The organism is Saccharopolyspora taberi (assembly GCF_039534165.1).
In the GTDB taxonomy this organism is placed as follows: Bacteria; Actinomycetota; Actinomycetes; order Mycobacteriales; family Pseudonocardiaceae; genus Saccharopolyspora_D; species Saccharopolyspora_D taberi.
Genome location: NZ_BAAAUX010000011.1, coordinates 89,674 through 115,137, shown reverse-complemented (window position 1 = coordinate 115,137; position 25,464 = coordinate 89,674). Strand labels below are relative to the sequence as shown.

Below are 25,464 nucleotides of genomic sequence, written 5' to 3'. Positions count from 1 at the left end.
TCGCAGGAAGGACGCGCGATGGAAGCCGACATCACCCTCGACGTCGATGGCCGCAGCTACGAACTGACTGTCGACACCCGCACGACGGTCCTCGACGCGCTCCGCGACCACCTGGGCATCACCTCCCCGAAGAAGGGTTGTGACCACGGGCAATGCGGTGCGTGCACGGTGCTCGCCGACGGGCGGAGGGTGACCACCTGCCTGTCGTTGGCGGTGGCGTGCCAGGACGTCCGGTTCACCACGGCGGAAGGGCTGTCCGAGGACGGCCCGCACCCGGTGCAGCGGGCGTTCCTCGAACACGACGCGTTCCAGTGCGGTTACTGCACGCCGGGCCAGATCTGCTCGGCTGTGGGAATGCTCACCGAACTCGAGCAGGAGTGGCCGAGCGCGGTGTCGCCGGCCCTGCCGGATGACGAGATCCGCGAGCGCATGAGCGGGAACCTGTGCCGCTGCGGCGCTTACGCCAACATCGTCGCGGCGCTGCGGGAGGTGGCGCCGTGATCCCGTTCACCTACCAGCGCGCGGAGGACCCCGGCAGCGCGGTGGCGGCGGTGGCCGGCACCCCGGCCGCGGCCTTCCTCGCGGGCGGCACGAACCTGGTCGACCACATGAAACTCGGCGTGACGAGCCCGGAACTCCTCGTCGACGTGACCGGCCTGGCGCTGGACCGGGTCGAACCGCTCGACGACGGCGGCGTGCGGATCGGAGCGGGCGTGCGCAACAGCGATCTGGCCGCGCACCCGCTGATCAGGGAGCGCTTTCCCGTCCTGTCGCAGGCATTGCTCTCCGGCGCCTCCGGTCAGCTGCGCAATCTCGCCACCACGGGTGGAAATCTGATGCAGCGAACCCGCTGTCCGTACTTCCAGGACACGACGACTCCTTGCAACAAGCGGGAACCCGGGACCGGTTGTTCCGCGATCGGCGGGTGGAACCGCTACCACGCGATCCTCGGCGCCTCCGACCAGTGCGTTGCCGTGAACCCGTCGGACATGGCGGTCGCGCTCTGCGCGCTGGACGCGGTCGTGCAGGTGCGGGGGCCGGACGGGCAGCGCAGCGTTCCGGTCGTCGAGTTCCACCGGCTGCCGGACGGGGAGCCGCAGCGGGACACGGTGCTCGGGCACGGGGAGCTGATCACCTCGGTCGACGTGCCGGAACTCCCGATGGCCTCCCGGTACCGGAAGGTGCGCGACCGCGCGTCGTTCGCGTTCGCGCTGGTTTCGGTCGCCGCCGCGCTCGACGTCGACGACGGACGGGTGCGCGATGTCCGCATCGCCTTCGGCGGACTGGCGCACAAGCCGTGGCGGGCCACCCGCGCGGAGCGGTCGCTGCTCGGCGGTCCCGCGACCCGGGACGGCTTCGGGCGGGCGGCCGACGCCGAGCTCGAAGCGGCAGAACCGTTGTCCGGCAACGGTTTCAAGATTCCGATGGCGCGGGCGGCGCTGGTGTCGGTGCTCGCCGGACTGGCTGGGGAGGACGTGTGACGCACCTGCTGGAACCGCGTGTGATCGGTACCGACGTGGCCCGCCTGGACGGATGGGCGAAGGTCACCGGCACCGCCGCGTACGCTTTCGAACACCCGCTGTCGAACCCGGCCCACCTGCATCCGCTGGTGTCGGAGGTGGCCAGGGGCCGGATCACCGAAGTGGACGCCTCGCGGGCGCGGGAGCTGCCCGGGGTCCTGGCCGTGCTCACCCACGAGAACGCGCCCCGGCTCGCGTCCACAGAGGACGCCGAGCTGGCGATCCTGCAAGGCCCCGAGGTGCACTTCCGGGGTGAGCTGATCGGGGCGGTGGTCGCCGAAACCCCCGAGATCGCCCGGCACGCGGCCGAGCTGGTGCGGATCACCTGCGAAACCTGGCCGCACGACGCGGATTTCTTCCCCGGGCGCGACGACCTCTACAAGCCGGACCAGGTCAACCCGTTCTTCGCCACCGACACCGACCAAGGCGATTTCGACGGAGCGTACAGCGCTTCCGCGGTGCGGATCGACGCGACCTGCACCACACCGATGGAGCACAACAACCCGATGGAACCGCACACCACCGTCGCGATCCGCGACGGTGACGGGCTAACGCTGTACGACTCGACGCAGGGCGTGCACCCGGTGCGCAGGACCATCGCCGCCGTGTTCGGCCTGGACCCCGAGCGGGTCCACGTGGTCGCACCGCACGTCGGCGGGGGCTTCGGGTCGAAAGGACTCCCGCACGCGCACGTCGTGCTCGCGGCGATGGCCGCGGAATCGACCGGGGGACGACCGGTGAAGTTCGCGGTGACCAGGCAGCAGATGTTCGCGCTCACCGGGTACCGCACGCCGACGGTCCAGCGCGTCCGGCTGGGTGCGGACCGCGAGGGCAAGCTGAACGCGATCGCGCACGAGGTCGTCGAGCTGACCTCCCGGATCAAGGAGTTCGCCGAGCAGAGCGCCGAACCGTCCCGGCACATGTACGCGGCGGCCAACCGCCGCACCACGCACCGCCTCGCGGCGCTGGACGTGCCGGTGCCGTCCTGGATGCGCGCGCCGGGCGAGTGCCCGGGGATGTTCGCCGCCGAGGTCGCGATGGACGAACTGGCCGCGGCGTGCGGCATCGACCCGATCGAGCTGCGCGTCCGCAACGAGCCCGAGTCCGATCCGGAGAGCGGGCTGCCGTTCTCCAGCCGCAACCTCGTCGAGTGCCTGCGCGAGGGCGCGCGGCGGTTCGGCTGGCAGGACCGCGATCCCGCGCCCGCGGCCCGCCGGGAGGGCGGCTGGCTGGTCGGCACGGGCGTGGCGAGCTCGGTCTACCCGGCGGGCGTGATCCCCGGCTCCGCCGCGCTGGTGCGCCGCACCGGCGACGGCTACGAGGTGCGCATCGGCGCCGCCGACCTCGGCACCGGAACCTGGACCGCGCTGAGCCAGATCGCCGCCGACGCGCTGGGCGTGGGGCTCGACGATATCGTGCTGCGCATCGGCGACACCCGGTTCCCGAACGCGTCCGTCGCGGGCGGATCGACCGGGATCACCGGCTGGGGCTCGGCGATCGTGGACGCTGTGGAGCAGTTCCGGGCGAAGTTCGGCACCGATCCGGACGAGGGAGACGAAGCAGAGGGCACCACCCCGCACAACCCGGACCGCGGGCGGTTCGAGATGCGCGCGTTCGGCGCGCAGTTCGCCGAGGTGCGGATCCGGGAGGACACCGGGGAAATCCGGGTTCCACGGCTGCTCGGCGTGTTCGCCGCCGGGCGGATCATCAACCCGCGCACCGCCCGGTCGCAGTTCCTGGGCGGCATGACGATGGGGCTTTCCATGGCGCTGCACGAGGAAAGCGTGCTGGATCCGCGGTTCGGCCACGTGGTCAACCACGACTTCGCCGGGTACCACGTGGCCACCAACGCCGACGTCGGCGACATCGAGGTGCACTGGCTCGACGAGCACGACCCGCACGTGAATCCCATGGGCTCCAAGGGAATCGGCGAGATCGGGATCGTCGGCACCGCCGCGGCCATCGCCAACGCCGCGCACCACGCGACCGGACGCCGGGTGCGGGACCTGCCGATGACCCCAGACCGGTTCCTGCGCTGACCGGTTCCTGCGCGGACCGGTTTCCCGGCCGACCTCCGGGGTGATCGGCGATCCGGGGTGGAAACCGGCCGGGCGAGCGGAGTTCGGGGGGCCGCCACTCGCCCGACCGGCGTCTCAGGGCCGGCAGCACGCGGGGGAGCAGCGGTGCGCCAGGCCGAAGTCGCGCAGGTTCTCCTCCACGCACGTGCGGCACGCGCGCACGCACCGGACATGTTTTCGCGGACCGATGTGCAGACCGCACCTTGTCGTGTTTTCGCCACCCGGCCGCCGTTCGTGCACTGTTCCCGCGTGGTCGGTCCAGGTGTCGCTGATGATCGCGGCGCCGGGTTCCTCCTCGTCGGATTCGACGAAGAAGTCCGATCGAACCGCGGTCCGCTGCTCCTTCCGGCGCATTCCCGGCAGTTCTTCGGGTGCTCTCATCGCGGGAATCGATTTGCACCGGATCGGTGTTCGGCACATCACCGCGCTTCCTCTGCTCCATTTGAGTGAACATTTTCCGGATCGGGTCGGTCGGTGCTCGTCCGGCGCGTCCCCTGTTCAGTGAACAACATGGCGGATCACCGAGTTTGCACATTTCTTGCACAATGGGTTAGCAGATGACCGCAGCTTTGCGACGATGATTCGCCGGGACATCGCTACCGGAGGACCTAAGCTCATGAGCAGCTCGGTTGAGACACCTGGGCCGGGGAGGAACGTCGCGATCCTCCGCAAGGCGCGCGCCATCAGCCAGGTCGGGCTCGCGCGCGAGGCGGGCGTGTCCGTCTCCCTGCTGAGCAAGATCGAGGTGGGGGAGCGCACGCTCAGCCACGGGGTCGCCGCGGCGCTCGCCAGGGCCATGGGCATCACGCTCGACGAGGTGCTCGGGCGGGCCCGGGTGCGCCACGACGGCGAATCCCGGTTGCAGGAATTGCGCGCGGCGATCCGGCGGTTCGACCTGCCGGGAGAGCCGCCGGAAAATCCAGGAGAAGTTCTGGGGCAGGTCGGGGAACTGTTCCGGCTGCGCGCCGCGGCCGATCTGTCCGGAGTTCTGGAGAAATTACCCCGACTGCTCGGTGCGGCCACCAACCAGGCGCACCAGTCGGCTGCTCCGGATTCCTGGTCCGTGGTGTCCGACATATACAGTTCCGTCTATTGGATCGCCGCCCGGCACCGGTGGACGGATCTGGCCGAACTCGCGGTGGTGAAACAGCGGCTGGCCGCCGAACGCGCGAATCCGTTCACCGCTGCGGTGGCTTCCCGGGACGAAGCGGGAACATTTCTGAACTCGGGTGATTTCGAGGGCGGGCTGACCGTGGTGGACCGCGCGATCGTCCGGGCGGAATCGTCGATGGCGGGCAGGCAGCGGGCGCTCGGCCTCGGCGTGCTGCACCTGCGCGGCATGACCCTGGCCGGGCGAATGGGAGACCGCGCCGAAGCCGAACGGCACGCGGCGGCGGCCTGGAAAGCGGCCGAGGGGCTGCCCGAGGACGTCGACCTCGGCGGCATCACCTTCGGCCCGGAGAACACCGCGACGCACGTCGTGGCGACCTCTGTGGACTTGGAAAAGCACCGAGACGCGTTGCGAGTCGGTGAAGAACTCGCGCGGCGCCCGCACCACCTCCCGGCGACGAGAGTGGCCCCGCACCACCTGAACCTGGCGCGGGCGAAACTTGCTCTGCGCGACCGCGGCGGAGCGCTGGACTCGCTCGCCGCAGCCTGGGACGCGGCACCGCAGATGGCCAAAGTGCACCCGACGAGCCAGGAACTGATCCGGGTCCTCATCTCGCTCCACAAGCGAAGCAACCCGACGCTGACCAAAGTCGCCCAGCGCGCGGGCCTCACGCTCTGAACCAGGGGCGCGATTCCCCTTGGCAGCGCGGTGGGATCGAACGCGCGCGCCGGCCGAGGACCTAAGACATCTCGAAGGACACCGGCCCTGCTCGTACTCTGAAGCCCGTGCCCGGAACGGACGTGACCACGGTCTTCCTGGTCGACGACCACGAGGTCGTGCGGGTGGGCCTGGCCGAGCTGCTCGACTCCGAACCCGACCTGCAGGTGGTGGGGCAGGCGTCGACGGCCGGGGAGGCGCTGGCGCGGGTTCCCGCGCAGCGGCCGGACGTGGCGGTGCTGGACGTGCGGCTGCCGGACGGCAATGGCGTCGAGCTGTGCCGGGAACTGCGTTCGCGGCTGCCCGACCTGCACTGCCTGATGCTCACCTCGTTCGTGGACGAGCAGGCGATGCTGGACGCGATCCTGGCCGGGGCCAGCGGCTACGTGGTCAAGAACATCAAGGGGATGGAACTGGCCTCTGCGGTGCGCACGGTCGGGGCCGGGCAGTCCCTGCTCGGCGAGCGCGGCACCGCGGCGCTGGTGGACCAGCTGCGGGCCAAGCTCGGCAGCCCCGAGGTGCTGTCCGGGCTGACCGGTCAGGAGCGGGTGCTGCTCGACCTCATCCAGCAGGGCCTGTCCAACCGGCAGATCGCCGAACGCATGTTCCTGGCGGAGAAGACGGTGAAGAACTACGTCTCCCGGCTGCTGGCCAAGCTCGGCGTGGAGCGGCGCACCCAGGCCGCGGTGCTGGCCACCCGGCTGCGCTACCGCGACCGGCCGTGAGCACCTGCCCGGTGGCGGGCACCGTGCGACAGTGGACGGGTGGGCAGGGGGGACTCACCGGAACCCGGACGTGTCGCGAATCCGGGAAGGCCGATGGCGGGCGCCTGGTCGCGGGTGCGGCTCAAGGAGCTGCTCGCACAGGTCCAGGAACGCATCGAGGAGATCGCAGGCATCCGGGACCGGATGGACGGTCTGCTGGAGGCGGTGCTGGCCATCTCGTCCGGGCTGGAACTCGACGCGACGCTTCGACGGATCGTGCACGTCGCCATCGACCTCGTCGACGCGCGCTACGGCGCGGTCGGCGTGCTGGGCGAGGACGGCACGCTCACCCGGTTCATCTTCGAGGGCATCGACGAGCGGACCCGCAGGCGGATCGGGCCGCTGCCGACCGGCCGGGGCGTGCTGGGCGTGGTCATCGAGGAGGGCAAGCCGCTGCGGCTGGACGACATCTCCACGCATCCGGCGTCGGCGGGCTTCCCGCCGCACCACCCGCCGATGCACAGCTTCCTCGGGGTGCCGATCCGGGCCCGGCAGGAGACCTTCGGGCGGCTCTACCTGGCCGAGAAGCGCGGCGGGGGCGGCTTCACCGAGGACGACGAGGTGCTGTTGCTGGCGCTGGCCGGGGCGGCGGGCATCGCGGTCGAGAACGCCCGCCTGTTCGAGGAGGTGCGCCTGCGGGAGCGCTGGCTCGACGCGGGCGGCGAGATCACCGCCGCGCTGCTGGCCGGGACCGACACCGCCGACGCCCTGCAGCTGATCGCCGAGCGGGCGCTGGAGCTCATCGGCGCCGACTACACCATGCTCGCGGTCCCCGAGGACACCGAGGCCGGTCCCGAGGAGATCGACGAGCTGACCATCACGGTGTGCGCGGGCACCGACATCGCGAACCTGGCGGGCCGCAAGATCCCCCTCGCCGGGTCGACCGCCGGGCAGGTGCTGCGCGACCGGACCCCGCGCAACGCCCCGGCGCTGGCCCAGGACCTCTCCGCCGAGCCCGGGGTGACCTTCGGGCCCGCGCTGGTGGTCCCGATGCTGGCCGGGGAGACGACGTTCGGGGTGCTGCTGGCGGTGCGGGCCGAGGGCCGGACCCCGTTCGACCGGCACCAGCTGCAGGTCGTGTCGTCGTTCGCCGACCAGGCCGCGCTCGCGCTGGAGCGGGCCGAGGCGCAGCGCTACCGGCGGGAGCTGGACGTGCTGGCCGACCGGGACCGGATCGGCCGGGACCTGCACGACCACGTCATCCAGCGGCTGTTCGCGATCGGCATGGGGATGCAGGGCACCCAGCGCCGGGCGCGGTCGCCGATGGTGGCCGACCGGCTGGCCGAGCACGTCGACCAGCTGCAGGACGTCATCCAGGACATCCGGGCGGCGATCTTCGACCTGCAGACCGGCGGTGAGGGGTCGGCCCGGTTCCGGGCCCGGGTGCAGCAGGTGATCGCCGAGGTGGTCGGGGACGCGTCGATCCGGACGACGGTGCGGATGTCGGGGCCGCTGGACTCGCTGCCGCAGGCGCTGGCCGAGCACGCCGAGGCGGTCGTGCTGGAGGGGGTGAGCAACATCCTGCGGCACGCGCGGGCCTCCGAGCTGGCGGTGACGGTCGCGTTCGACCGGGACCTGCTGGTCGAGGTGGTCGACGACGGGGTCGGCCTGCCCGACGAGATCTCCCGCAGCGGTCTGCGCAACCTGGTGGAGCGGGCCGAGCAGGCCGGGGGCTGGTGCACGGTGCGGCGGCGGGAGGAGGGCGGGACCCGGTTGCTGTGGTCGGCCCCGCTGCGCTGATGCGGGGTGCGCGGACTCGGGGTGCGCCTGACTTGACCTGGGGGTGCGCGGACCTGACCCGGAGTGCGGGACTTGGAGTGCGACGGACCTGACTCGGAGTGCGTGGACTCGGGGTGCGCGGACCTGACCCGGGGTGCGCGGACTCGGGGTGCGCCGACCTGATCCGGAGTGCGCCGAAGCGGAGTCAGGACCAATGACCCGGTTGTGGTGCCCGCCGGGGCAGGCAACCTCGTTGTTGGCCGCACGACGCGGTCGAGCACCACCGGAGGAAAGAACCATTGATGAACGACACGCTGCCCGCCCTGCCCCCGCTCAGCCCCGACGCGGTGTCGGAGATCCCGCGGATGCGCCCGGAACCGGCCCCGCTCGCGTCGGCGGTCGGCGAGCCCGCCTGGCTGGTCGTCAGCCGGGGTCCGGACAAGGGGCTCGCGTTCATGATCTCGTCGGCCGTTACCACGATCGGCAGGCACCGGGACTGCGACATCGTGCTGGACGACATGACGGTGTCGCGGACGCACGCCGAGCTGCACCGGCAGGAGCGGGGCTTCGTCCTGGTGGACGGGGGCTCGCTGAACGGGACGTTCGTCAACCGGCGGCCGGAGGAGCGCGTGCGGCTGGCCGACGGTGACCAGATCTGGCTGGGCAAGGTGCGTTTCACCTTCCACACCAACAGCCCCGGCGTCGCTCGCACCGCGGGTCCCGAGCACGCGGTCCGGGAGTGACCGCCTCGGGGTGATCTTGGGCGGGAACGATCAGCGGGAGCGGTGCGTCCGAGGTGGGAAACCGGCACCGCCCCGAAAGGAAACCCCGCTGTGAACGACGCTTGGCCCGAAACCGTGCGGGGCTGGGAACTCGCCAGGGAAGGCCACATCGAGAACTACCGCAGGCGGCTCGCGAACCACGTCACGGTCACCGCGATCTGGGAGAACCGGACCGGGACCGGCACGGTGGACGCCCGGGTCGAGCCGCTGGGGTTCGGCCGGACGCTGACCCGCAGCCGCAAGGAGTTCCGGGACAAGGAAGCGTTCTGGACCGCGGCGCGGTGCGTGGTGGAGATGGCGGCGAACCTGCCCTCGCTGGGAGCGGGGAGCCAGAGCCCGGCGGACACGGCTGTGGTGGGTGAGGTCGCGGGCGAGGTGGAGGCGGAACCCGGCTCCAGCGGCACGCCGGAGGCGGAGCTGACGTTCACGCTGGTCGACGGCCGGACGGTGACGCTGATCCTCACCGACGACCAAGCCTTCGACATGATGTCGCGCATCGGCAAGCTCGACGACTACGTGTGGGCCGAGCAGCGCGGCGAGTTCGACGACGAAGAGGACGACGAGTTCGGCGACGAGCCGGACGGCGACGAGGTGTACGCCACCGACGACGTCGAAGCCCCGGATGTCAGCGAAATCCAGTCCGGACCGGACACCGGGTACGACGTGACGACCTTGCTGGAGACGAAGTTCGGAGTCACCGCGGACTACTTGATGGCGCACGTCGACTGGTCGGCGCTGATCGTCGTGGGCGAACCCGCGGTGAGTTCCCTGATCGACCGGGGCGAGGAGCTGTACGCGGCGTTGCAGCCGCGCTGGTACCCCGTCGTGGTCGACCGTCCCGGCGAGCAGTGGATTGTGTTGCGCCGCACCGGAATCCGCTACGCCGGGGAGGAGTAGGCAGCGGAACCGGACCGCCCGCGGCGGGCACCGACTCCTCCGGACCGATCGCGCCGACGAGCTGTTCCCGCTCCTCGGCGGTCATCAGCCCGGCCGCCTGCAACTGCGGTGCCATGGCGGCGAAATCGGTGAACACCCAGTGCGATCGGGAGCAGTTCGCCCAGGTGCAGCGTGGTGACCCCGACCGGATACGGGACCTGCCTTGGAATGCCCTCGGCCCCGCGACTGAAAGCGGATCAACCCCGCACGATCACGACGGGACACCGAGCGTGTTGCACGCAGTGCTGGCTGACCGACCCCAGCAGCGCCTCGGTGAAACCCCCGTGCCCCCGGTTCCCGAGCACCAGCAGATCGGCCCGCGTCTCCTCGGCGGCGTCGAGCAGCGCCCGTGCGGGATGCCCCTGCGCGACCTCCTTGCGGATCGGCACCTGCGTCTCGCCCGCGGTCTGGTGGATGACCTCGGCGAGCCGCTGGGCGGTGGTCGTGGCCATGTCCTCCAGGCCGGGCGCCTGCCAGTTGTAGATCAGCGGCATGTCCCAGGCCATCAGCGCGGTGATGCTGCCGCCGGTGAGCCCGGCGTGCCAGACCGCCCACCGCAGCGCCGCTTTGGAAGCCGGTGAACCGTCGATGCCCGTCACGATCGTGTAGTCGCTCAAGGGTGCCCTCCAACCGTTCGCAGCAAGGATGCGACGCGTCCGAGCAGTGCGCTCACCGAATGCGTGTCTTCCACGGCGTAGTGCGCCCACGTGGCCCGGTCGCCGTGCTCGGTGCTGCGCACCACGACCCCCACGCCGCTGTCGCGGACGGCGCGCAGCGCGGCCTCGTCGGTGAAGTCGTCGCCCGCGTAGAGCGGCAGCGGGTCCGGTACGGCGAGGTGGTCGAGCAGCCACCGCAGGGCGTGGCCCTTGTCCCAGTCGACATCGGGCAGGAGTTCGGCGACGAGCCTGCCGGGCGCGGTGCGCAGCGACGGCAGGCCGGAACCGATCTCGTGCACGACCGACACGACGTGGCTGACGGAGTCGGGGTGGACCAGCCGGTAGTGCACCGCGAGCGCGAACCGCTTGCGGTCGATCAGCACGCCGGGCACCGACTCCAGCTCCGCCGACAGCCGCTGCTGCGCCTCGTCGAGCCCGGGCAGCGCCGCCTCCCCGGCCGGGTGCGCGAAGTACTCGTCGTCCGGCCCGGCGATCTCGAACCCGTGGCTTCCGCCGTACCAGAGCCCGTGCACGCGGACCCGCTGCCGCACGTCGTCGAGGTCGCGCCCGCTGATCACCGCGACCGGGCACACCTCGCTGAGCTCCTGGAGCACCCGCCGGGTTCCCCACGGCAGCCGGACCCGGTCCGGGGTGTCCTGGATGGGCGCCAGCGTCCCGTCGAAGTCCAGCAGCAGGACGGGCCTGCCAGCGCGCAGCCGCGCAGCGAACTCGTTCCAGTGTTCCAACGCGTCGGGGATCTCCGGCAACGGGTGCGAACCCGGTTCGGCGCCCGCGACGGTGATCCTGCGCAACGCGTCCACGACGACCGGCGCCCGGCCGACCGCGACGCCGACGACCATCCCGAAACCGCCCCGCTCGGCGGCTTCCACTCCCGCCGCCGAACCTTCCACCGCGACCGCCTCGGCGGGCGCCACCCCCAGCCTGCGGGCGGCTTCGAGCCGGGTGGCGGGATCCGGGACGCCCGGCAGCCCGAGTTCGTCGGCCACGATCCCGTCGACGCGCGCGTCGAACCGGTCGGTGAGGTTGGCGTGGTCGAGCACCAGCGCGCAGTTTCGGCTCGCCGACAGCACGGCGGTGCGCACGTTCCGGCCGCGCAGCGCGTCGAGCAGCTCCACCGCGCCGTCGGTCACCCGGACACCGCCCGCCGCCAGCGCGTCCCGGAAGTAGTGCTCCTTGAGTTTTCCCAGGCCCAGCGCGGTGTCCTGGCCGGTGCGGTCGTCCGGGGTTCCGCGCGGCAGCTCGATCCCGCGCGAGCGCAGGAAGTCGATCACCCCCTCGGCCCGCGGCCGGTCGTCGACGTAGCGCGCGTAGTCGTCGGCGTCGAACGGCCGCTGGTCCTCCTCCCTGTTCGCGAGGTACTGGTCGAACAGCCGTTTCCACGCGGCCGAGTGCACCGCGGCGGTGTCGGCGAGCACGCCGTCGAGGGCGAGCAGGACCGCGCGGTGGCGGTCCGGGTCGATGTCGGCCGCGGCCATGATTCCTCCGTGGTGGGTACATCGCCTCTGACGTGACGTCCGCGGGTTCCCAAGACTTGGCCTGGGAGTACCCGCAGCTGCCGGGCCGACGCGGGATCGCGGAGGGAGAAGTCAGCAGATGAGCCGAGCGGGGGCGACGAGCATGCCGGTGGAGCACAGCTGGTCCCGGGAAGAGGCCGGCGTGCTGGAGCGCGCGACCGAGGCGGCGCCGTCCGCCGACGGCAGCCGGCCGTGCGAGCTGCAGCTGGTGGACCGGATGGCGATGCTGTGCGAACTCCGCGGAGCCGACCTCGTCCGCTGCGACGCCGAGGCCAGGGACCGGATCATCTTCTGCGGTGCGGTGCTGGCCAACCTCGTGCTCGCGATCCGCAGCCTCGGCTGGGCGACCGTGGTCCAGCGGGACAGCCGGCCGGACGTGGTGGCCGCGGTGATCGGCGCGCACCGGGTCGAACGGACGCCGGAGGAGATTGTCCGGCACGAGGCCATCGGCAGGCGCCGGTGCTGGCGGCAGCCGTTCCTGTCGGCACCGCTGTCGCCCGGGATCCGCGACGCGCTCCGCGACGCGGCCACGTCGTCGGCGGTGCACGCCCGCTGGGTGGCGGGAGAGCAGGAAGCGCTCGCCCTGGCGCGCCTGCTCCGCTGCACCGGACTGGACCACGGCGACGAGAACGGCTACCGGAACGAGCTGGCGATGTGGACGCCGGGACCGCGGCCGGGCGCGTCCGCCGAACCCGATCTGACCGGGTCGATCTGCGAGGAGTCCGTGCTCGTGCTGGGCACGCCGTCGGACGACCGCCGCAACCGCCTGCGAGCCGGGGAGTCGATGCAGACGGCGTGGCTGGAGGCGACCACCCGCGGGCTGGTGGCCTCGGTGATGACCCGCCCGCTGCACCGGACGGAGGTGCGCACCGCGCTGCGGCAGCGGCTCGACCTACCGTGCGAACCGCAGGTGGTCATGAGGTTCGGTCACCCGGTCCCTGATCCGCGAAGCGGCTGAGCCGGGTGTTTGGCCCGCCATCGCGCCGGTAAGCCAACCGGTGAAGCTCCGACGACGGTGAGGACGGAGTGGTGCGGGAGGCGTTCCACGGCCAGCTGGAACAACTGGGGCACGAGCTGACCGGCATGTGCGAACTGGCCGCGGAGTCGATCCACCTGGCCACCGGGGCGCTGCTGGAAGCGGACCTGGCGCTGGCCGAACAGGTGTTGACCGACGACGTCCGGCTGGACGAGGCCGGGCGCCGGTGCGAGGAGCACGCGAGCACGCTGCTGGCGCTGCAGTCGCCGGTCGCCACCGAACTGCGCACGATCCTGGCGACCATCTACTGCGCGGTGAAGCTGGAGCGGATGGGCGATCTCGCCGCGCACATCGCCGAAACCACGCGCCGGGTCCACCCGGAGCGGGTGCTCCCGCCGGAGCTGGAAGGCGACTTCCGGACCATGGGCGAGCTCGGCGAGCACATGGCCCGCAGGCTCTCCGGGTTCGTGTCCGGCGAGAGCGCCGAAGGCGGCTTCGCCGAGCTGCGCCACTCCGACGACGCCGTCGACGCGCTGAACGCGAGCATCCTCGGCGCCGTCACCGGCAAGGACTGGCCGCACGACGTCCGCACCGCGGTGAACCTCGCCCTGCTGGCCCGGTTCTACGAGCGGTTCGCGGACCAGGCCGTGTCGGTGTCCCGGCGCCTGGAGTTCGCGGTGACCGGAACCCTGCCGGAATGACCCGCGCTACGGGCTGAACGGTGTGGTGGGACGTTCCTGCGGTTGCCCGTCGACGGTGATGTCCACGCGTTCGTCGTAGAAGCAGGCCAGCCCGGCGATCTTCTGGCTCTCCGGCAGCGGAGTCGGGTAGTGCCAGACGACGTCGGTGTGCTCGGTGCCGTCGATGACCACGTGCCAGTAGCTCGCGGTTCCCTTGTACGGGCAGGCGGTCCGGTGCTCCGACGGGCGCAGCAGGTCCATCCGCACATCGGTCAGCGGCAGGTAGTAGCGCGGCGGGAGCCCGGTCTCGAACAGGATCTGCGGCCGGTGCGAGTCGGCCACCACCACGTCGTCGATCCGCACGACCACGTGCCGCGAGCTCGCGAGGACGTCGACCCGGGTGTGCGGGTCGCGCGGGTGGACGTGGACCGGTTCGTCCTCCTCGAACCACTGGTCCATCGCGTCCCACGCGAGCCGCACCAGGCCGCGCAGCTCGGGCACCGGCGACTGCTCGTAGCGCACCGCGGCGCCCCGCGCGGTGCGCACGTCGTAGATCGCGCCCTCGCCGAACCGGTCCGAGTGCCGGGTGCCGCCGGTCGGTTCGAGTTCGGCGAGGACGTCCTCCACCGGGATGTAGTAGGTCGGGTAGTACGGCTTCTCCCACACCAGCACCGGGTGCCGGGTGTCGGCGACCGGCCTGCCGCCGAGGTAGGCGCGCACCCGCTTGGCCGAGGGCTCGATCCGCACGTCACTGGTCATGGCAGTCATCCTCCCGCACCGGCGGGCGGTGCGTCAGCGGTTGGCCTTGCGGGGCAACCAGATCCAGGCGATCAGCGCCGCGACCAGGATCATGCCCGCTCCCGCCAGGTGCGCCACCTGCAGGCCGCCCATCCACGAGTTCATGACCGTCCCGGCCAGCTCCGGCGCGCCCGCCGCGACCTGGAGCCCGCCGGCGAGCGAGGACTTCGCCAGCTCCTGCGCCTCCGGCGGAAGTCCGGCGACCGAACCGGACAGCTGCGCGGCGTAACCGCCGCCGAGCACGCTGCCCAGCACCGCCACTCCAAGCGACGCGCCGACCTCGCGGGTGACGTCGTTGGTCGCCGAGCCCATCCCGGCCCGTTCGCGCGGGACGTTGGCCATCAGCTGGTCGGTCGCCGGGGCCATCGTGATCGTCATGCCCAGCGCCGTGACCCCCAGCGGCAGCAGCAGGTGCCAGTAGCCGGACTCGGCGGTCAGCGTGCTCAGCCCGGCCATCCCGGCGGCGGCCAGCACCAGGCCGGTGGCGATCGTGCCGCGCGGCCCGAACCGCTCGACGAGCTTGGGCACCTGCGGCGCGACCAGCACCATCACCACCGACATCGGCAGCAGCGCGGTCGAGGACCCCAGCGGCGAGTAGCCGAAGACCAGGATCAGCGTCTGGCTCAGCGAGAAGAACACGCCGATCAGCGCGAAGAACACCAGCGTCAGCGCGACCGCGGAGGCGGAGAACCCGCTGTTGGCGAACAGCGACACGTCCAGCATCGGGTCCTTGGCCCGCCGCTCCCAGAGCACGAACAGCGCGACCAGCGCGAGCCCGGCGGCGACCATCAGCAGCGTGCGCGGCGCGGTCCAGCCGACGTGCTGGGCCTCGATCAGCGCGTAGACCACGAGCGTGATCCCGGCCGTCGACAGCACCGCGCCGCCGAGGTCGACACCGCCGAGGGTGCTGTCGCGCCGCCCGCTGTGCGACGGCACGTAGCGGATGCCCGCGAGCACGCCGACGATCACGACCGGCACGTTGATCGCGAACACCCAGTGCCAGGTGGTCACCTCCAGCAGCAGACCGGCCACCACCGGTCCGACCGCCGAGCCCGCGCCCGAGACCGCCGCCCACAGGCTGACCGCCCTGGTGCGCTCGGCGCTGGGGAACACGCTGGTCAGGATCGACAGCGTCACCGGCATGATCATCGCCGCGCCGAGGCCGAGCAGCCCGCGGGCGGCGATCAGCTCGGCGCTGGAGCCGACGAACAGCCACACGTACAGCGACACCGCGCCGAACAGCACCATCCCGGCCTGCAGCATCGCCTTGCGGCCGTAGCGGTCGGCCAGCGCCGAGGTGGTGAACAGCAGCCCGGCGAACACCAGCGCGTAGGCGTTGCTGAACCACTGCTGCTCGGCCATCGACGAGCCGAGGTCGCGGGAGAGGAAGGGCAGGGCGACCGAGAGCGAGGTGTTGGCCAGCATGGTCGCCGACAGCGCCAGGCACAGCACCAGCAGCGTCGCCCACCGCCGCCGGTACACCTGGGGCGCGATGCCTTCGGCCGCCGCGGCGCGTTCCGCGTCGGTCAGCGCGGCGCGCTCGGTCGCGGTCAGGTCCTGGGGTTCGGCCACCGCTTCGGGTGGGTTGCCGGCCATCGATCCTCCCTCGCTCCGGGCTCGGCCACCAGGTTATGTCATGACTGCCATTTGCCAGTTGTGACATCCGCCGCCTTGACCCGGGGCCCGGCCGAGGTGAACCTGTCAGCCATGACAGCCCTGGACGCACCGGCCGATCGGCGGCACCGCCGCACCCAGCGCACCCGCGCCGCGATCGAGGCCGCCGCGTTGCGGCTGTTCTCCGAGCGGGGTTTCCAGGCGACGACCGTCGAGCAGATCGCCGAGGCAGCCGACATCGCTCCCCGCACGTTCTTCCGGCACTTCCCGAGCAAGGACGCGGTGCTGTTCGGCGACCACGAGCGGGAAACCCGGCGGATGCGCGAGGTCCTGGCGACCCGGCCCGCCAACGAGCACCCGATGCGGTCGCTGGCGGTGGCGATGCTCGACGCCGCCGAGCGGATCGAGGTGGACCGCGAACTGCACCTCCAGCGGGCCCGGCTCCTCGACGCGCTGGAGAGCCCCAGCGACTACGAGGCCCACATGATCCGCCAGCGCTGGGTCCGGGACGTCACCGCGGTGCTGGCCGACCGCATGGGAACGCCCGCCGGGGATCCCCGGGCGGGCGCTTGGTCGATGACGCTGATGTGCTGCTTCGGGGCGGCGATGCACGCCTGGCTGGTCCGCACCGACGGCGTTGCGCTGCGCGAAGTGCTGGCCGGCGTGCTGGCGGAAACCGCGGGCGGCCTGGAACAGGCGGCGAACGCGCTCGTAGAGCCGGATTCCGCCTAGGGCGTGTCTGGTGGCCAGCCGGTTGCGGACACGGTCGGCGGCTTGCTGGATCGTGGTGGTGACCTGCGGCGCGTCACCTGATTGCCCCGCGGTGAGCAGGATCGAGAGCTTTCTCGGGCACCGGCGGCGTGCTGGTGCGCCCGGATCAGGCGGCGATCCCGCCACGGCCGCCCCTGCGCGGACCGGTCGGCTAGGCGTCCCGGGCCCAAGCCGCGGTCAAGCCTTGGCCGGAGCGACGGCGTCCACCCCGGTCGCCCGCTGCTCGGGAATGGCCGGCCCCCGCATGTGCCCGCAGCGCTCCGGAGTCCCCGAGCCCTGCCACCACGGCAGCGCCTCCCAGAACTCGGGCGCCTGCTCGGACCTCCCGGTCCAGCGCAGCTGCGGCAGCCGCTCGACCAGCACCCGCAGCGCCCGGGCGGCGGTCCCGTCCGGCAGCCGCACCTCCTCGACGGTGGCCAGCTCGCACTGCTCGCACACCCGCAGACCGACCGCCCCGGCGGGCTCGCCGTCGAGGCGCACCTCGACCGTGCGCAGGTCCGGAGCGTGCGTCGACGGCACGCGCAGTTCGAGATATCCCATGCGTTCTCCCTCCACCGGCGACGACCGCCGCCTCCTTCGGATTCCCCCGCCGTCCAGCGTCGCCGCCGCACCGGTGGCCCACCCGGGCCGAAAGGCCCCGCGGGGCGGTGAGCCGCGCCACCGCGCGGCATGGTTCCACCAGCGCGTTGCCGCACCGCGGCGGCGTTTCGGAACCGGACCGCACAGGACCCGTTCGGGCGACCACGCCACCCCGCCTGACCACCGAACGGGTTGAGCATCGCGCCGACCGGGTAACTCCGGACGGACTGCTCGTCCTGTCTGCGGGCAGGCGCGGGCAGCGGCGGCGTCGGGGACCCCGCACGCCGACCCGACGAAAGGAGAACGCCATGGCACTCGCACAAGGAGGACTCGGCCAGTCGCTGCTCGCGGGCCTGCAGGCGGTGATCCAGTACATCCCGACGCTGATCGGCGCGTTGATCGTGCTGCTGGTCGGTTACCTCGTGGCCAAGGTGGTGCAGAAGCTCGTCGAGAAGGGCCTGCACAAGGTCGGAGTCGACCGCAGGATGCGGGACACCCCGGTCGGCCGCTGGATCGACCAGGCCGGGCCGGGCGCATCGCCGTCCCGTGCGATGGGCAAGGTGGCGTTCTGGCTGATCTTCCTGGTGGGCCTGGTCTCGGCGATCGGCGCGCTGGGCATCGCCGCGATCACCGCCTTCATGAACCAGGTGCTGGCCTACGTGCCCAACATCATCGCCGCGATCGCGATCTTCGTCATCGCCGGGATGGTCGCCGGTGCGGTCGGCAGGCTGGCGGGCCGGACCATGACCGGCACGACCGGCCGGATCGCGGCCACCGTCGGGCCGGTCCTGGTCATGGGCATCGCGGTGTTCATGATCCTGACCCAGCTGGGGATCGCGCCCGCCATCGTCCAGATCACCTACACCGCGCTGATGGGCGCGATCGCGCTGGGCCTGGCGCTGGCCTTCGGGCTCGGCGGGCGCGAGATCGCCGCCGAGATGCTGCGGGCCGGCTACAACCGGACGCAGGAGGAGCAGCCTGCCGGGGCCGGCCGCGAGGAGATGGCCTCGCGCGCAGCGGCCGAGGACAAGGGCTGGAGCACGACCTCGCCGGGGCAGGGGACCACGGAGGCGCAGTCGACCTCGGCGGGCGGCGGACCCGGTTCCCGGCCACCGGCGTGACGTCCGCGCGGCGGACCCGGGCCGTGCGCCCGGGTTCGCGTGGGAGAACTCGGCGTGGCTGCCGAGCCGCTTCGCGCCCGGCCGCGGTCCACGCCGACCGGATTCCGCCTACAGCGCGGGGAGTTCCTGCTCCACGCCCAGCAGCGCGGCGAACGGGTCACCGACCTCGGCGATCCGGTCCAGGACGGTGCGGATCGTCCAGCGGTCCGGCGCCAGCTCCGGATCGTCGAGCTCGTCCCACTCGATCGGCACCGACACCGGCGCGCCGGGCCGGGGACGCGCGCTGTAGGGGGCCACGAGGGTCTTGTTCAGCACGTTCTGGGTGTAGTCCAGCCGTGCGAGGCCGCGTCGGCGGTCCCGGCTCCACTCCCAGCTGACCAGGTCCGGGACGGTGCCGCCGATCGCCTTGGAGACGTCGCGGACCCAGTACCGGGTCTGCTCGTAGGTGTAGCGCGGCGCGATCGGCACCCAGATCTGCACCCCGCGCTGACCGGACACCTTCGGCCGCGCCTCGACGCCGAGGTGCTCCAGGGCGGTCCGGTGCAGGCGGGCGAGCACGAGCACGTCGTCGAACGACGTCCGCGATCCCGGATCGATGTCGAACAGCGCCCAGGTCGGGTGATCGAGGTCGTCGGTGCGCGAGGTCCACGGGTGCAGTTCGAGCGAGGCGAAGTTGGCCAGCCACACCAACGACGCGACGCTGTCGGGCACGAGGTAGTTCTGGGTGTCGCCGGGCTCGGCGCGGTCGTAGTGCCAGCGGCGAAGCCAGGACGGCGCGTGGTCGGGCACTTCCTTGTGCCAGAACCCGGGTTTGTCGATCCCGTCGGGGAAGCGCTGCGTGTTGAGGGGACGCCCGGCGAGGTAGGGCAGCATCACCGGCGCGATCAGCGCGTGGTAGCGGATCAGATCCCGCTTGGTGACCGGTTCTTCGCCTTCCCGCGCGGGGAACAGCACCTTGTCGAGGTTGGTCAGCGCGAGCCTGCGGCCGTCCACCTCCCAGCGGCCCTTGCGGTCGAGCGAGTCGAGCGCGGCCAGCTCGTCGTCGGTGGGCGGTGACCACCGGCCGCCCAGCCGGATCTCGGCCTGAGCCGGCGGGAGGTCGCTGCGCCACATCGCTTCCGGTGCGGCGGCGACCTCTTCGTTCGTGCGACCGCTCTTGACCGACTCGGGATGCTCTTCGGGATCCCAGCCCTCTTGCGCGTGCTCGTCCTTCTTGTGCAGCAGCAGCCACTGCTCCTTGCCCGAGCGGTCCTCGCCGCGCCGGACCAGCACGAACCGCCCGGCCAGCTTCTGGCCGCGCAGGTCGAAGTGCAGGTTGCCGTCCTCGATCGCGCTGGCAGGGTCGTCGGTGTCGACCGGCTCCCACGTGCCCCGGTCCCACACGATGACGTCCCCGCCGCCGTACTCGCCCTCCGGGATCACGCCTTCGAAGTCGGTGTACTCCACGGGGTGGTCCTCGACGTGGACGGCCAGGTGCCGGGCGGCGGGATCCAGCGTCGGTCCCTTGGGCACCGCCCAGCTCACCAGCACACCGTCCAGCTCCAGCCGCAGGTCGTAGTGCCGCCGCCGGGCGCGGTGGCGCTGGACGACGAAGCGGTTCCCGCCCGGGCCCGGCTCCTGGTCGCCGGGCGGTTCCGGCGTGCGGCCGAAGTCCCGCATCCGCCGGTAGCCGGCCAGCCGGTCGGCAGGGTTGTCGGTCACCGCCGCCGGGTACCCGGATCGGCAGTCCGGTCCACCTTGGACCCGCCGGTGGCGCCGGACCTGACGTGGGATTTCCGGTCACGCACTCGGACGGGGAGCTGCCATGGACGCCAGGAGTCACGCCGCGGAAGGTCTGCGCAACTACGTCCGGGAGGTCAGCGCCGGCCTCGGCGACGACGTGGACGTGGTCGACCTGGACCTCGCCCCGGGACCGGCCACCGCGATCATCCTGGTCCGCTCCGTTCTGCCCACGCTGCCCGCGCTGCCGGTCCTGCTGACCTGGGACGAGATCAACGGCTGGGCGCTGCGGGTGGAGATAGACGGCGACGGCGACACCACGGCGGTGGCCTACCTCGGCGGCGACATCCTGCCGGAGCCGGGTGAGGTGCACCGGTTCCTGCACGAGGCCGTGCGGGGCGCCCACCCCGGCGCGGTCAGCCCGCCGCTGTTCCGGCACGCCGACGCCGACGACGACCTTGAGCGGCGGCTGACCGGCTTCCACGCCCGCGGCTGACCTGCGACGTGTGCCGACCGCCCGTTCCGGGTACGACCCGGAGTGGAACGAACCGCGAGCGGAGGAGGTGCGCGATGCCGCAGCGGGCTTGGAACAAGAAGCAGGAAAGGCAGTACGAGCACATCCGGCAGCAGGCGGTGGAGCGGGGCTCCAGCGAGCGCCGCGCAGAGGAGATCGCCGCGCGGACGGTGAACAAGGACCGCGCCCAGCAGGGGCAGGCCAGGCAGCGGAGCAAGGTCTCCACGCAGGACATCCCGCCCCAGCGGCGGGGCGGAATCCGGTCCGGCACCGGCGCGGGACCAGGCGGCCGGACCAAGGAGCAGCTCTACGAGGACGCCAAGCGCGCGAACATCAGGGGACGTTCCAAGATGACCAAGCAGGAGCTGGAACGGGCCCTCAGCCGGCGGTGACCGTCGCGGAGCTGTCCGTTGTGGACGGTGACGTCGTGGACGGTGCTGTCGAGGGCGGCGCTGTCGTGGGCGGTGGTGTCGAGGTCGGTGCTGTCGTGGGCGTGGGGCGCTCCGGGATGCCGGGCGGCGTCGACGACGTGGGCGGCTCGGACGTCGGCGGAGTTTCCGACGTGGGCGGCTGCGAGGTCGGCGGCTGCGAGGTGGGCGGTTCCGACGTCGGCGGCTCGGATGTGGGCGGCTGGGACGTAGGAGGCTCGGACGTGGGCGGCTGGGTCGGAGGCACTGGCGTCGTTGGCACCGGTGCGGGCGGTTCCGACGGAGCCGGAGTCCCCGGGGGAGGCGGAACGGGCAGCGGCCCCGCAGCGGGAGGCTGGGCCGACACGACGACCGGAGTCGGCCGGACCCCGCGCGCGTACGCGTCCGCGTAGCTGAGCACCGAGCGGACGTACGCCTCGGAGTGGTTGTAGCGGAAGATCGCCGCCGCGAGCTGGTGGCGCTGCCCCAGATCCGCCGAGCCGGAGCACAGGTACCGGCCGGAGGCCAGCGCCGCGTCGAACGCGTTGTGCGGGCTCGACACGCCGTCGCCGTTGCCGTCCGCGGAGTGGCGGCGCCAGGTCGACGGGATGAACTGCATGGGGCCGACCGCCCGGTCCCAGATCCGGTCGCCGTCCAGCGCGCCACCGTCGGTGTCCGGGATGGCCGCGACGCCGGGAGCACCGTTGAGCGCGGGCCCGAGGATCGGGGAGGTGGTCGTGCCCTTCGCGTCGACCCGGCCGGAACGGGCGTGGCCGGACTCGATGTGCCCGATCCCGGCGAGCACCGACCAGTGCAGGCGGCAGCCGGGATCGGTGCGGGCCAGGCTCTGCTCCGCCCGCTGGTAGGCGGCCAGCACGAGGTCGGGAATTCCCGGCCTGGTCGGGCGGATCACCGGAACACCGCCGAGCACCCGGGTCTCCAGCCGGTCCACCGCGGCGAAGTCCAGCTTGTCGTTGGCGGGAAGCCGCCCGGTGATACCGATGTCGTCCCACCTCGGCACGGGATCGGCGTTGGCGACCGGTTCGACGATCGCGTCCCCGCGCAACGCGAGCACGGGGGTGAGCGCGAACAGCAGTCCGGTCACCACGGCGGTGAAACGCTCTCCTCGATTGGCCATGAGCAGGAACTCTGCGCAGCGGCGGGAGGAAAGTCCACTTCCTCGCGTCGGCGCGGGTTTTGTTGTCAGGGGTGTGACAACACCGCGGGCACCGCGTCGTTTCGGCCTGATACAACGGAGAAACCCGCATTGACGGTGTTCGCCGGGCTCATTACGTTCTCCCGGAACGGATCCGGGAGGTCGCCATGGCACGCCGCCGAAGCTGGTGGACAGCAGCCGCTACCGCGACGGCGGTGCTCCTCTCGTGCCTGGCGGTGCCTTCCTCGGCCTCCGGCGCGGAACCCGAGGTCGTGCGGCGCACGACGGTCGCCGAACGCATGGTGGACCTGGAAATCCGGTCCCCGGCCCTCGGCACCACCGCGCCGGTGCGGATCCTGCTGCCGGAGAAGTGGGACGAGCAGCCGAGCCGGACCTGGCCGGTCCTGTACCTCCTGCACGGCTGCTGCACTCCCGTGGACTACCGGTCGTGGACCGAGTGGACCGACGTCGAGCAGTTCACCGCGGACAAGGACGTGCTGGTCGTGATGCCCAGCGACGGGCCGGCCGGGATGTACTCGCAGTGGTGGAACCAGGGCCGGACGCCGCTGCCGGACTGGGAGTCCTTCCACCTCGACGAGGTGCGGGAGGTCCTGGAACGCGACTACCGGGCGGGGCAGCGGCGGGCGGTGGCCGGGTTGTCGATCGGCGGGTACGGCGCGATGGCCTACGCCTTCCGGCGCAGGGGGATGTTCGACGCGGCGGCGTCCTACAGCGGTGCGGTCGACATCCTCCAGGGCAGCACGCCGACGGGGATCCAGAGCATCCTGATCAGCCAGAACCTCGGCCCGTTCGACCTGTGGGGGCAGGAGCACGCCAACCGCCTGATGTGGATGGCGCACAACCCCGCGGACAACGCCGAGGACCTGCGGGGAGTCGAGCTCTACGTCTCGTGCGGCAACGGCGAACCGGGCCCGCTCGATCCGCCGGGCCAGGAGTACGAAGCGCACGAGAAGTCCTCATTGGACTCGTCCCGCAGCTTCACGGATCGCCTGCGGCAGCACGGAGTTCCGGTGACCACGAACTACTACGGCAACGGCACGCACGCGTGGGAGTACTGGGAGCGCGAGCTCCACGCCTCCTGGCCGCTGCTGGCCAGAGGCATGGGGCTCGTTCCGTGATCAGTCCGTTTCCCTGCGCCCCACGAGGTGGAAGACGCGGCTGAGCCGGCGGTAGGGGTCGCGCCTGCCGGCTTCGAGCTCGACCTCGGCCGCTCCCAGCACCCCGGTCTCGTGCCTGGCGTCGAACGACGCGAGGGCGTCCTCCCACCGCCGTTCCAGCGCCGGCCGCACCGCCATCGCGTTGGCGTTGCCCGTCATGATCGAGACGATCCCGCCGGGAGCCGCGCACCGGCACAGCTGGTCGACCAGCCGTTCCGGTCGCTCCAGGTACCCGAGCACGCCGTGGCAAAGCACGTCGGCGAACTGGTCGGCCAGACCTGCCCAGGTGTCATCGCCCACGGCGCGAAGATAACAACCCCTCACGCGTCCTCGTATCCGTTCTGCGGGATCGCCAGCCGGGGATCGGCGCGGACGGAACTCCCCAGCAGCTGGTCGACCTGGGTGAGCACGTCCAGATCGAGCGAGACGCCGGACGCCCCGGTGTTCTCGATCACCTGTTCCGGCCGGGAAGCGCCGACCACGGCGGAAGCGATGTCGGTGTGATGAAGCGCCCACGCGATCGCGAGCTGGGCCATGGTGAGGCCGACGGCGTCGGCGACACCTCGCAGCAGCCGCACCCGGTCCAGCAGCTCGGCGTCCAGCAGCGGGGTCACCGAACGCCGGCCGTCCTCGTCGCCGTCGGCGCGGGAACCCGGCGGGATCTCGTCCGGCCCGTACTTGCCGGTGAGGATTCCCTGCACCAGCGGGATGGAGCCGAAGTGGCCGATCCCCGCGCGGGTGGCGGCGGGCATGACCTGGGACTCGGGGACGCGCCACAGCATCGAGTAGTGCACCTGGTTGGACACCAGCGGCACGCGGAACTCGTCGGCCAGCGCGGACCCGCGCAACACCTGCTCGGCGTTCCACTCGGCGGTGCCGACGTAGCGGATCTTGCCCTCGCGGACGAGATCCGACAGGGCGAGGAAGGTTTCCTCCAGCGGAGTCCGGTGGTCGAAGCGGTACATCTGGTAGACGTCGATGTGATCGGTGCGCAGTCGCCGCAGGGAGCCGTGCAGCGAGGAGAACAGGTGCTTGCGGCCGAGCCCGCTGTGCGCGGCGTCGGGCCGCTCGCGCCAGAAAACGCCCGTGCACAGCACGACGTCGTCGCGCCGGGCGGCCTGGAGTCCCTCGGCCAGCGACTCCTCCGCCGCGCCGTGTCCCCACGCGGCGGCGGTGTGGAACGTGGTGATCCCGGACTCCAGCGCGGCGCGCACGCAGTCCGGCGACCAGCGGTGGGTGAGCCGGTTGCCGAGCGAGAGCTCGCTGACGACGAGCCCGCTGCGGCCGAGTCGGCGGTACTCCACGTCAGCCCCTCCGGGTAGCGGCGGCGGTTTCCCGGATGGTGCGGTCGATCCACTCGTCCGGGGCGAGCGCCTTGTGCGCGTAGGCCGGGCTCACCGACTGGTGCGGCAGGATCAGGAACCGCTCGGACTCGATGCCCTCCACCACCGACGCGGCGACCTCGTCGGGCTCGCGCAGCGGCGCCGCCGCCGCGATGGCCTTCGCCGCCGGGTGCCCGGCCTCGATGGCGGGCACCAGCAGATCGGTGCGCACCCCGAGCGGGCACACCGCGCTGACCCGGATCCCGCGCTCCCGGTAGGTGATCGCCAGCCACTCGGCCAGCCCGACCGCGGCGTGCTTGGTCACCGTGTACGGCGCGTCGCCGGGCGCGCTGAGCAGGCCCGCGCCGGAGGCGGTGATCACCAGGTAGCCGTGCCCGGCACGCAGCATCGCGGGCAGCGCGGCCTGCGCCGCGTGCACGTGCTGGAGGACGTTGACCTCCCACGACTTCGCCCACTGCACGTCCGGTGCGTGCACGCCGGTGCCGAAGGCGACCCCGGCGTTGGAGCACAGCACGTCCAGCGCGCCGTACTCGGTGCGGGCCAGTGCGACCAGGTCGCGCAGGTCGTCGCGGGAAGCGGCGTCGGCCGGGCGGGACAGCGCGGTCCCACCGGTCTGCACGATCGAGTCGGCTACCTCGTCGGCGGCGTCCGCGTCCAGATCGGACACGACCACCGCGCGGGCGCCCTCGCGGGCGAAGCGGCGGGCCATCGCGGCGCCGATCCCGTGCCCGGCCCCGGTGATGACGAAGACCCGGTCTGCAATTTCCACGCCAGCGGCTCCCGTTCTTTG

The 25,464-nt window shown here is 72.0% G+C and carries 26 protein-coding genes; 15 read left to right on the top strand and 11 right to left on the bottom strand.

The annotated features are described in order from the left end of the window. The first annotated feature begins 18 nt into the window (after positions 1 to 18). Genes ABD691_RS09690 through ABD691_RS09680 form a run of 3 tightly spaced genes read left to right on the top strand, consistent with a single transcriptional unit; the run spans position 19 to position 3,559 of the window. Positions 19 to 501: a (2Fe-2S)-binding protein gene (locus ABD691_RS09690; RefSeq protein ID WP_344679194.1), complete on the top strand. Its 483-nt coding sequence runs from the start codon at positions 19 to 21 to the stop codon at positions 499 to 501. Continuing rightward, positions 498 to 1,481, top strand: coding sequence for an FAD binding domain-containing protein (locus tag ABD691_RS09685; protein ID WP_344679193.1), 984 nt, complete (start codon positions 498 to 500; stop codon positions 1,479 to 1,481). The genes ABD691_RS09690 and ABD691_RS09685 overlap by 4 nt, the downstream gene beginning before the upstream one ends. Then, positions 1,478 to 3,559 carry a xanthine dehydrogenase family protein molybdopterin-binding subunit gene (locus tag ABD691_RS09680; RefSeq protein WP_344679192.1) on the top strand — a complete coding sequence of 694 codons (2,082 nt, stop codon included), beginning with the start codon at positions 1,478 to 1,480 and terminating at the stop codon, positions 3,557 to 3,559. The genes ABD691_RS09685 and ABD691_RS09680 overlap by 4 nt, the downstream gene beginning before the upstream one ends. A gap of 114 nt (positions 3,560 to 3,673) precedes the next feature. On the opposite strand, the gene ABD691_RS09675 is transcribed toward ABD691_RS09680, so the two are convergent. Continuing rightward, positions 3,674 to 3,979, bottom strand: coding sequence for a hypothetical protein (locus ABD691_RS09675; protein WP_344679191.1), 306 nt, complete (start codon positions 3,977 to 3,979; stop codon positions 3,674 to 3,676). Positions 3,980 to 4,214: 235 nt separating this feature from the next. On the opposite strand from ABD691_RS09675, the gene ABD691_RS09670 reads away from it, so the two are divergent. From ABD691_RS09670 to ABD691_RS09650, 5 genes are all read left to right on the top strand, one after another. Beyond that, on the top strand, positions 4,215 to 5,387 hold the full coding sequence (locus ABD691_RS09670) for a helix-turn-helix domain-containing protein (protein WP_344679190.1): 1,173 nt from the start codon (positions 4,215 to 4,217) through the stop codon (positions 5,385 to 5,387). A gap of 122 nt (positions 5,388 to 5,509) precedes the next feature. Then, entirely contained in the window at positions 5,510 to 6,151 is a 642-nt protein-coding gene (locus ABD691_RS09665) for a response regulator (protein WP_344679768.1), read from the top strand. Positions 6,152 to 6,244: 93 nt separating this feature from the next. Further along, complete coding sequence (locus ABD691_RS09660; protein WP_344679189.1) at positions 6,245 to 7,930, top strand: sensor histidine kinase; 1,686 nt, start codon at positions 6,245 to 6,247, stop codon at positions 7,928 to 7,930. 281 nt (positions 7,931 to 8,211) lie between these two features. Next, complete coding sequence (locus tag ABD691_RS09655) at positions 8,212 to 8,652, top strand: FHA domain-containing protein (protein ID WP_344679188.1); 441 nt, start codon at positions 8,212 to 8,214, stop codon at positions 8,650 to 8,652. Positions 8,653 to 8,742: 90 nt separating this feature from the next. After that, positions 8,743 to 9,588, top strand: coding sequence for a hypothetical protein (locus ABD691_RS09650; RefSeq protein ID WP_344679187.1), 846 nt, complete (start codon positions 8,743 to 8,745; stop codon positions 9,586 to 9,588). Positions 9,589 to 9,824: 236 nt separating this feature from the next. On the opposite strand, the gene ABD691_RS09645 is transcribed toward ABD691_RS09650, so the two are convergent. Further along, complete coding sequence (locus tag ABD691_RS09645) at positions 9,825 to 10,244, bottom strand: universal stress protein (protein ID WP_344679186.1); 420 nt, start codon at positions 10,242 to 10,244, stop codon at positions 9,825 to 9,827. Next, a complete protein-coding gene (gene otsB / locus ABD691_RS09640; RefSeq protein WP_344679184.1) occupies positions 10,241 to 11,779 on the bottom strand; it encodes a trehalose-phosphatase in 1,539 nt (512 codons plus the stop codon). The genes ABD691_RS09645 and otsB overlap by 4 nt, the downstream gene beginning before the upstream one ends. A gap of 118 nt (positions 11,780 to 11,897) precedes the next feature. Here otsB and ABD691_RS09635 point away from each other — a divergent pair, with 118 nt between their 5' ends. Both ABD691_RS09635 and phoU read left to right on the top strand, forming a co-directional pair. After that, positions 11,898 to 12,776, top strand: coding sequence for a nitroreductase family protein (locus tag ABD691_RS09635; RefSeq protein WP_344679183.1), 879 nt, complete (start codon positions 11,898 to 11,900; stop codon positions 12,774 to 12,776). Between the two features lie 71 nt (positions 12,777 to 12,847). Further along, complete coding sequence (phoU, locus tag ABD691_RS09630; protein WP_344679182.1) at positions 12,848 to 13,495, top strand: phosphate signaling complex protein PhoU; 648 nt, start codon at positions 12,848 to 12,850, stop codon at positions 13,493 to 13,495. A 6-nt stretch (positions 13,496 to 13,501) separates the two neighbouring features. On the opposite strand, the gene ABD691_RS09625 is transcribed toward phoU, so the two are convergent. After that, positions 13,502 to 14,233 carry a DUF427 domain-containing protein gene (locus tag ABD691_RS09625; RefSeq protein ID WP_344679181.1) on the bottom strand — a complete coding sequence of 244 codons (732 nt, stop codon included), beginning with the start codon at positions 14,231 to 14,233 and terminating at the stop codon, positions 13,502 to 13,504. 33 nt (positions 14,234 to 14,266) lie between these two features. Next, complete coding sequence (locus tag ABD691_RS09620) at positions 14,267 to 15,868, bottom strand: MFS transporter (protein WP_344679180.1); 1,602 nt, start codon at positions 15,866 to 15,868, stop codon at positions 14,267 to 14,269. A 111-nt stretch (positions 15,869 to 15,979) separates the two neighbouring features. Between ABD691_RS09620 and ABD691_RS09615 the strand changes: the two genes are divergently transcribed. Further along, positions 15,980 to 16,618, top strand: coding sequence for a TetR family transcriptional regulator (locus ABD691_RS09615; protein ID WP_344679179.1), 639 nt, complete (start codon positions 15,980 to 15,982; stop codon positions 16,616 to 16,618). A gap of 216 nt (positions 16,619 to 16,834) precedes the next feature. On the opposite strand, the gene ABD691_RS09610 is transcribed toward ABD691_RS09615, so the two are convergent. Then, on the bottom strand, positions 16,835 to 17,197 hold the full coding sequence (locus ABD691_RS09610) for a hypothetical protein (RefSeq protein WP_344679178.1): 363 nt from the start codon (positions 17,195 to 17,197) through the stop codon (positions 16,835 to 16,837). A 347-nt stretch (positions 17,198 to 17,544) separates the two neighbouring features. Here ABD691_RS09610 and ABD691_RS09605 point away from each other — a divergent pair, with 347 nt between their 5' ends. Further along, positions 17,545 to 18,357 carry a mechanosensitive ion channel gene (locus ABD691_RS09605; RefSeq protein WP_344679177.1) on the top strand — a complete coding sequence of 271 codons (813 nt, stop codon included), beginning with the start codon at positions 17,545 to 17,547 and terminating at the stop codon, positions 18,355 to 18,357. 108 nt (positions 18,358 to 18,465) lie between these two features. Here the strand turns inward: ABD691_RS09605 and ligD are convergent, their stop codons facing one another. Continuing rightward, entirely contained in the window at positions 18,466 to 20,058 is a 1,593-nt protein-coding gene (gene ligD, locus ABD691_RS09600; protein ID WP_344679176.1) for a non-homologous end-joining DNA ligase, read from the bottom strand. Between the two features lie 103 nt (positions 20,059 to 20,161). On the opposite strand from ligD, the gene ABD691_RS09595 reads away from it, so the two are divergent. After that, positions 20,162 to 20,572, top strand: coding sequence for a DUF6292 family protein (locus tag ABD691_RS09595; protein WP_344679175.1), 411 nt, complete (start codon positions 20,162 to 20,164; stop codon positions 20,570 to 20,572). A gap of 74 nt (positions 20,573 to 20,646) precedes the next feature. Beyond that, on the top strand, positions 20,647 to 20,982 hold the full coding sequence (locus tag ABD691_RS09590) for a plasmid stabilization protein (RefSeq protein ID WP_344679174.1): 336 nt from the start codon (positions 20,647 to 20,649) through the stop codon (positions 20,980 to 20,982). On the opposite strand, the gene ABD691_RS09585 is transcribed toward ABD691_RS09590, so the two are convergent. Beyond that, the gene (locus ABD691_RS09585; protein WP_344679173.1) at positions 20,969 to 22,135 is read right to left on the bottom strand and encodes a lytic transglycosylase domain-containing protein; all 1,167 of its coding nucleotides are present in this window, start codon (positions 22,133 to 22,135) and stop codon (positions 20,969 to 20,971) included. The genes ABD691_RS09590 and ABD691_RS09585 overlap by 14 nt on opposite strands. Positions 22,136 to 22,320: 185 nt before the next feature. Between ABD691_RS09585 and ABD691_RS09580 the strand changes: the two genes are divergently transcribed. Continuing rightward, on the top strand, positions 22,321 to 23,292 hold the full coding sequence (locus ABD691_RS09580; RefSeq protein WP_344679172.1) for an alpha/beta hydrolase: 972 nt from the start codon (positions 22,321 to 22,323) through the stop codon (positions 23,290 to 23,292). Here the strand turns inward: ABD691_RS09580 and ABD691_RS09575 are convergent, their stop codons facing one another. The 3 genes from ABD691_RS09575 to ABD691_RS09565 are packed head-to-tail and all read right to left on the bottom strand — an operon-like array spanning position 23,293 to position 25,443. After that, positions 23,293 to 23,631 carry a hypothetical protein gene (locus ABD691_RS09575; RefSeq protein WP_344679171.1) on the bottom strand — a complete coding sequence of 113 codons (339 nt, stop codon included), beginning with the start codon at positions 23,629 to 23,631 and terminating at the stop codon, positions 23,293 to 23,295. Between the two features lie 20 nt (positions 23,632 to 23,651). Beyond that, complete coding sequence (locus tag ABD691_RS09570; RefSeq protein WP_344679170.1) at positions 23,652 to 24,635, bottom strand: aldo/keto reductase; 984 nt, start codon at positions 24,633 to 24,635, stop codon at positions 23,652 to 23,654. Position 24,636: 1 nt separating this feature from the next. Continuing rightward, positions 24,637 to 25,443, bottom strand: a complete 807-nt coding sequence (locus ABD691_RS09565) for an SDR family oxidoreductase (protein ID WP_344679169.1) — start codon at positions 25,441 to 25,443, stop codon at positions 24,637 to 24,639. Between the last annotated feature and the right edge of the window lie 21 nt (positions 25,444 to 25,464).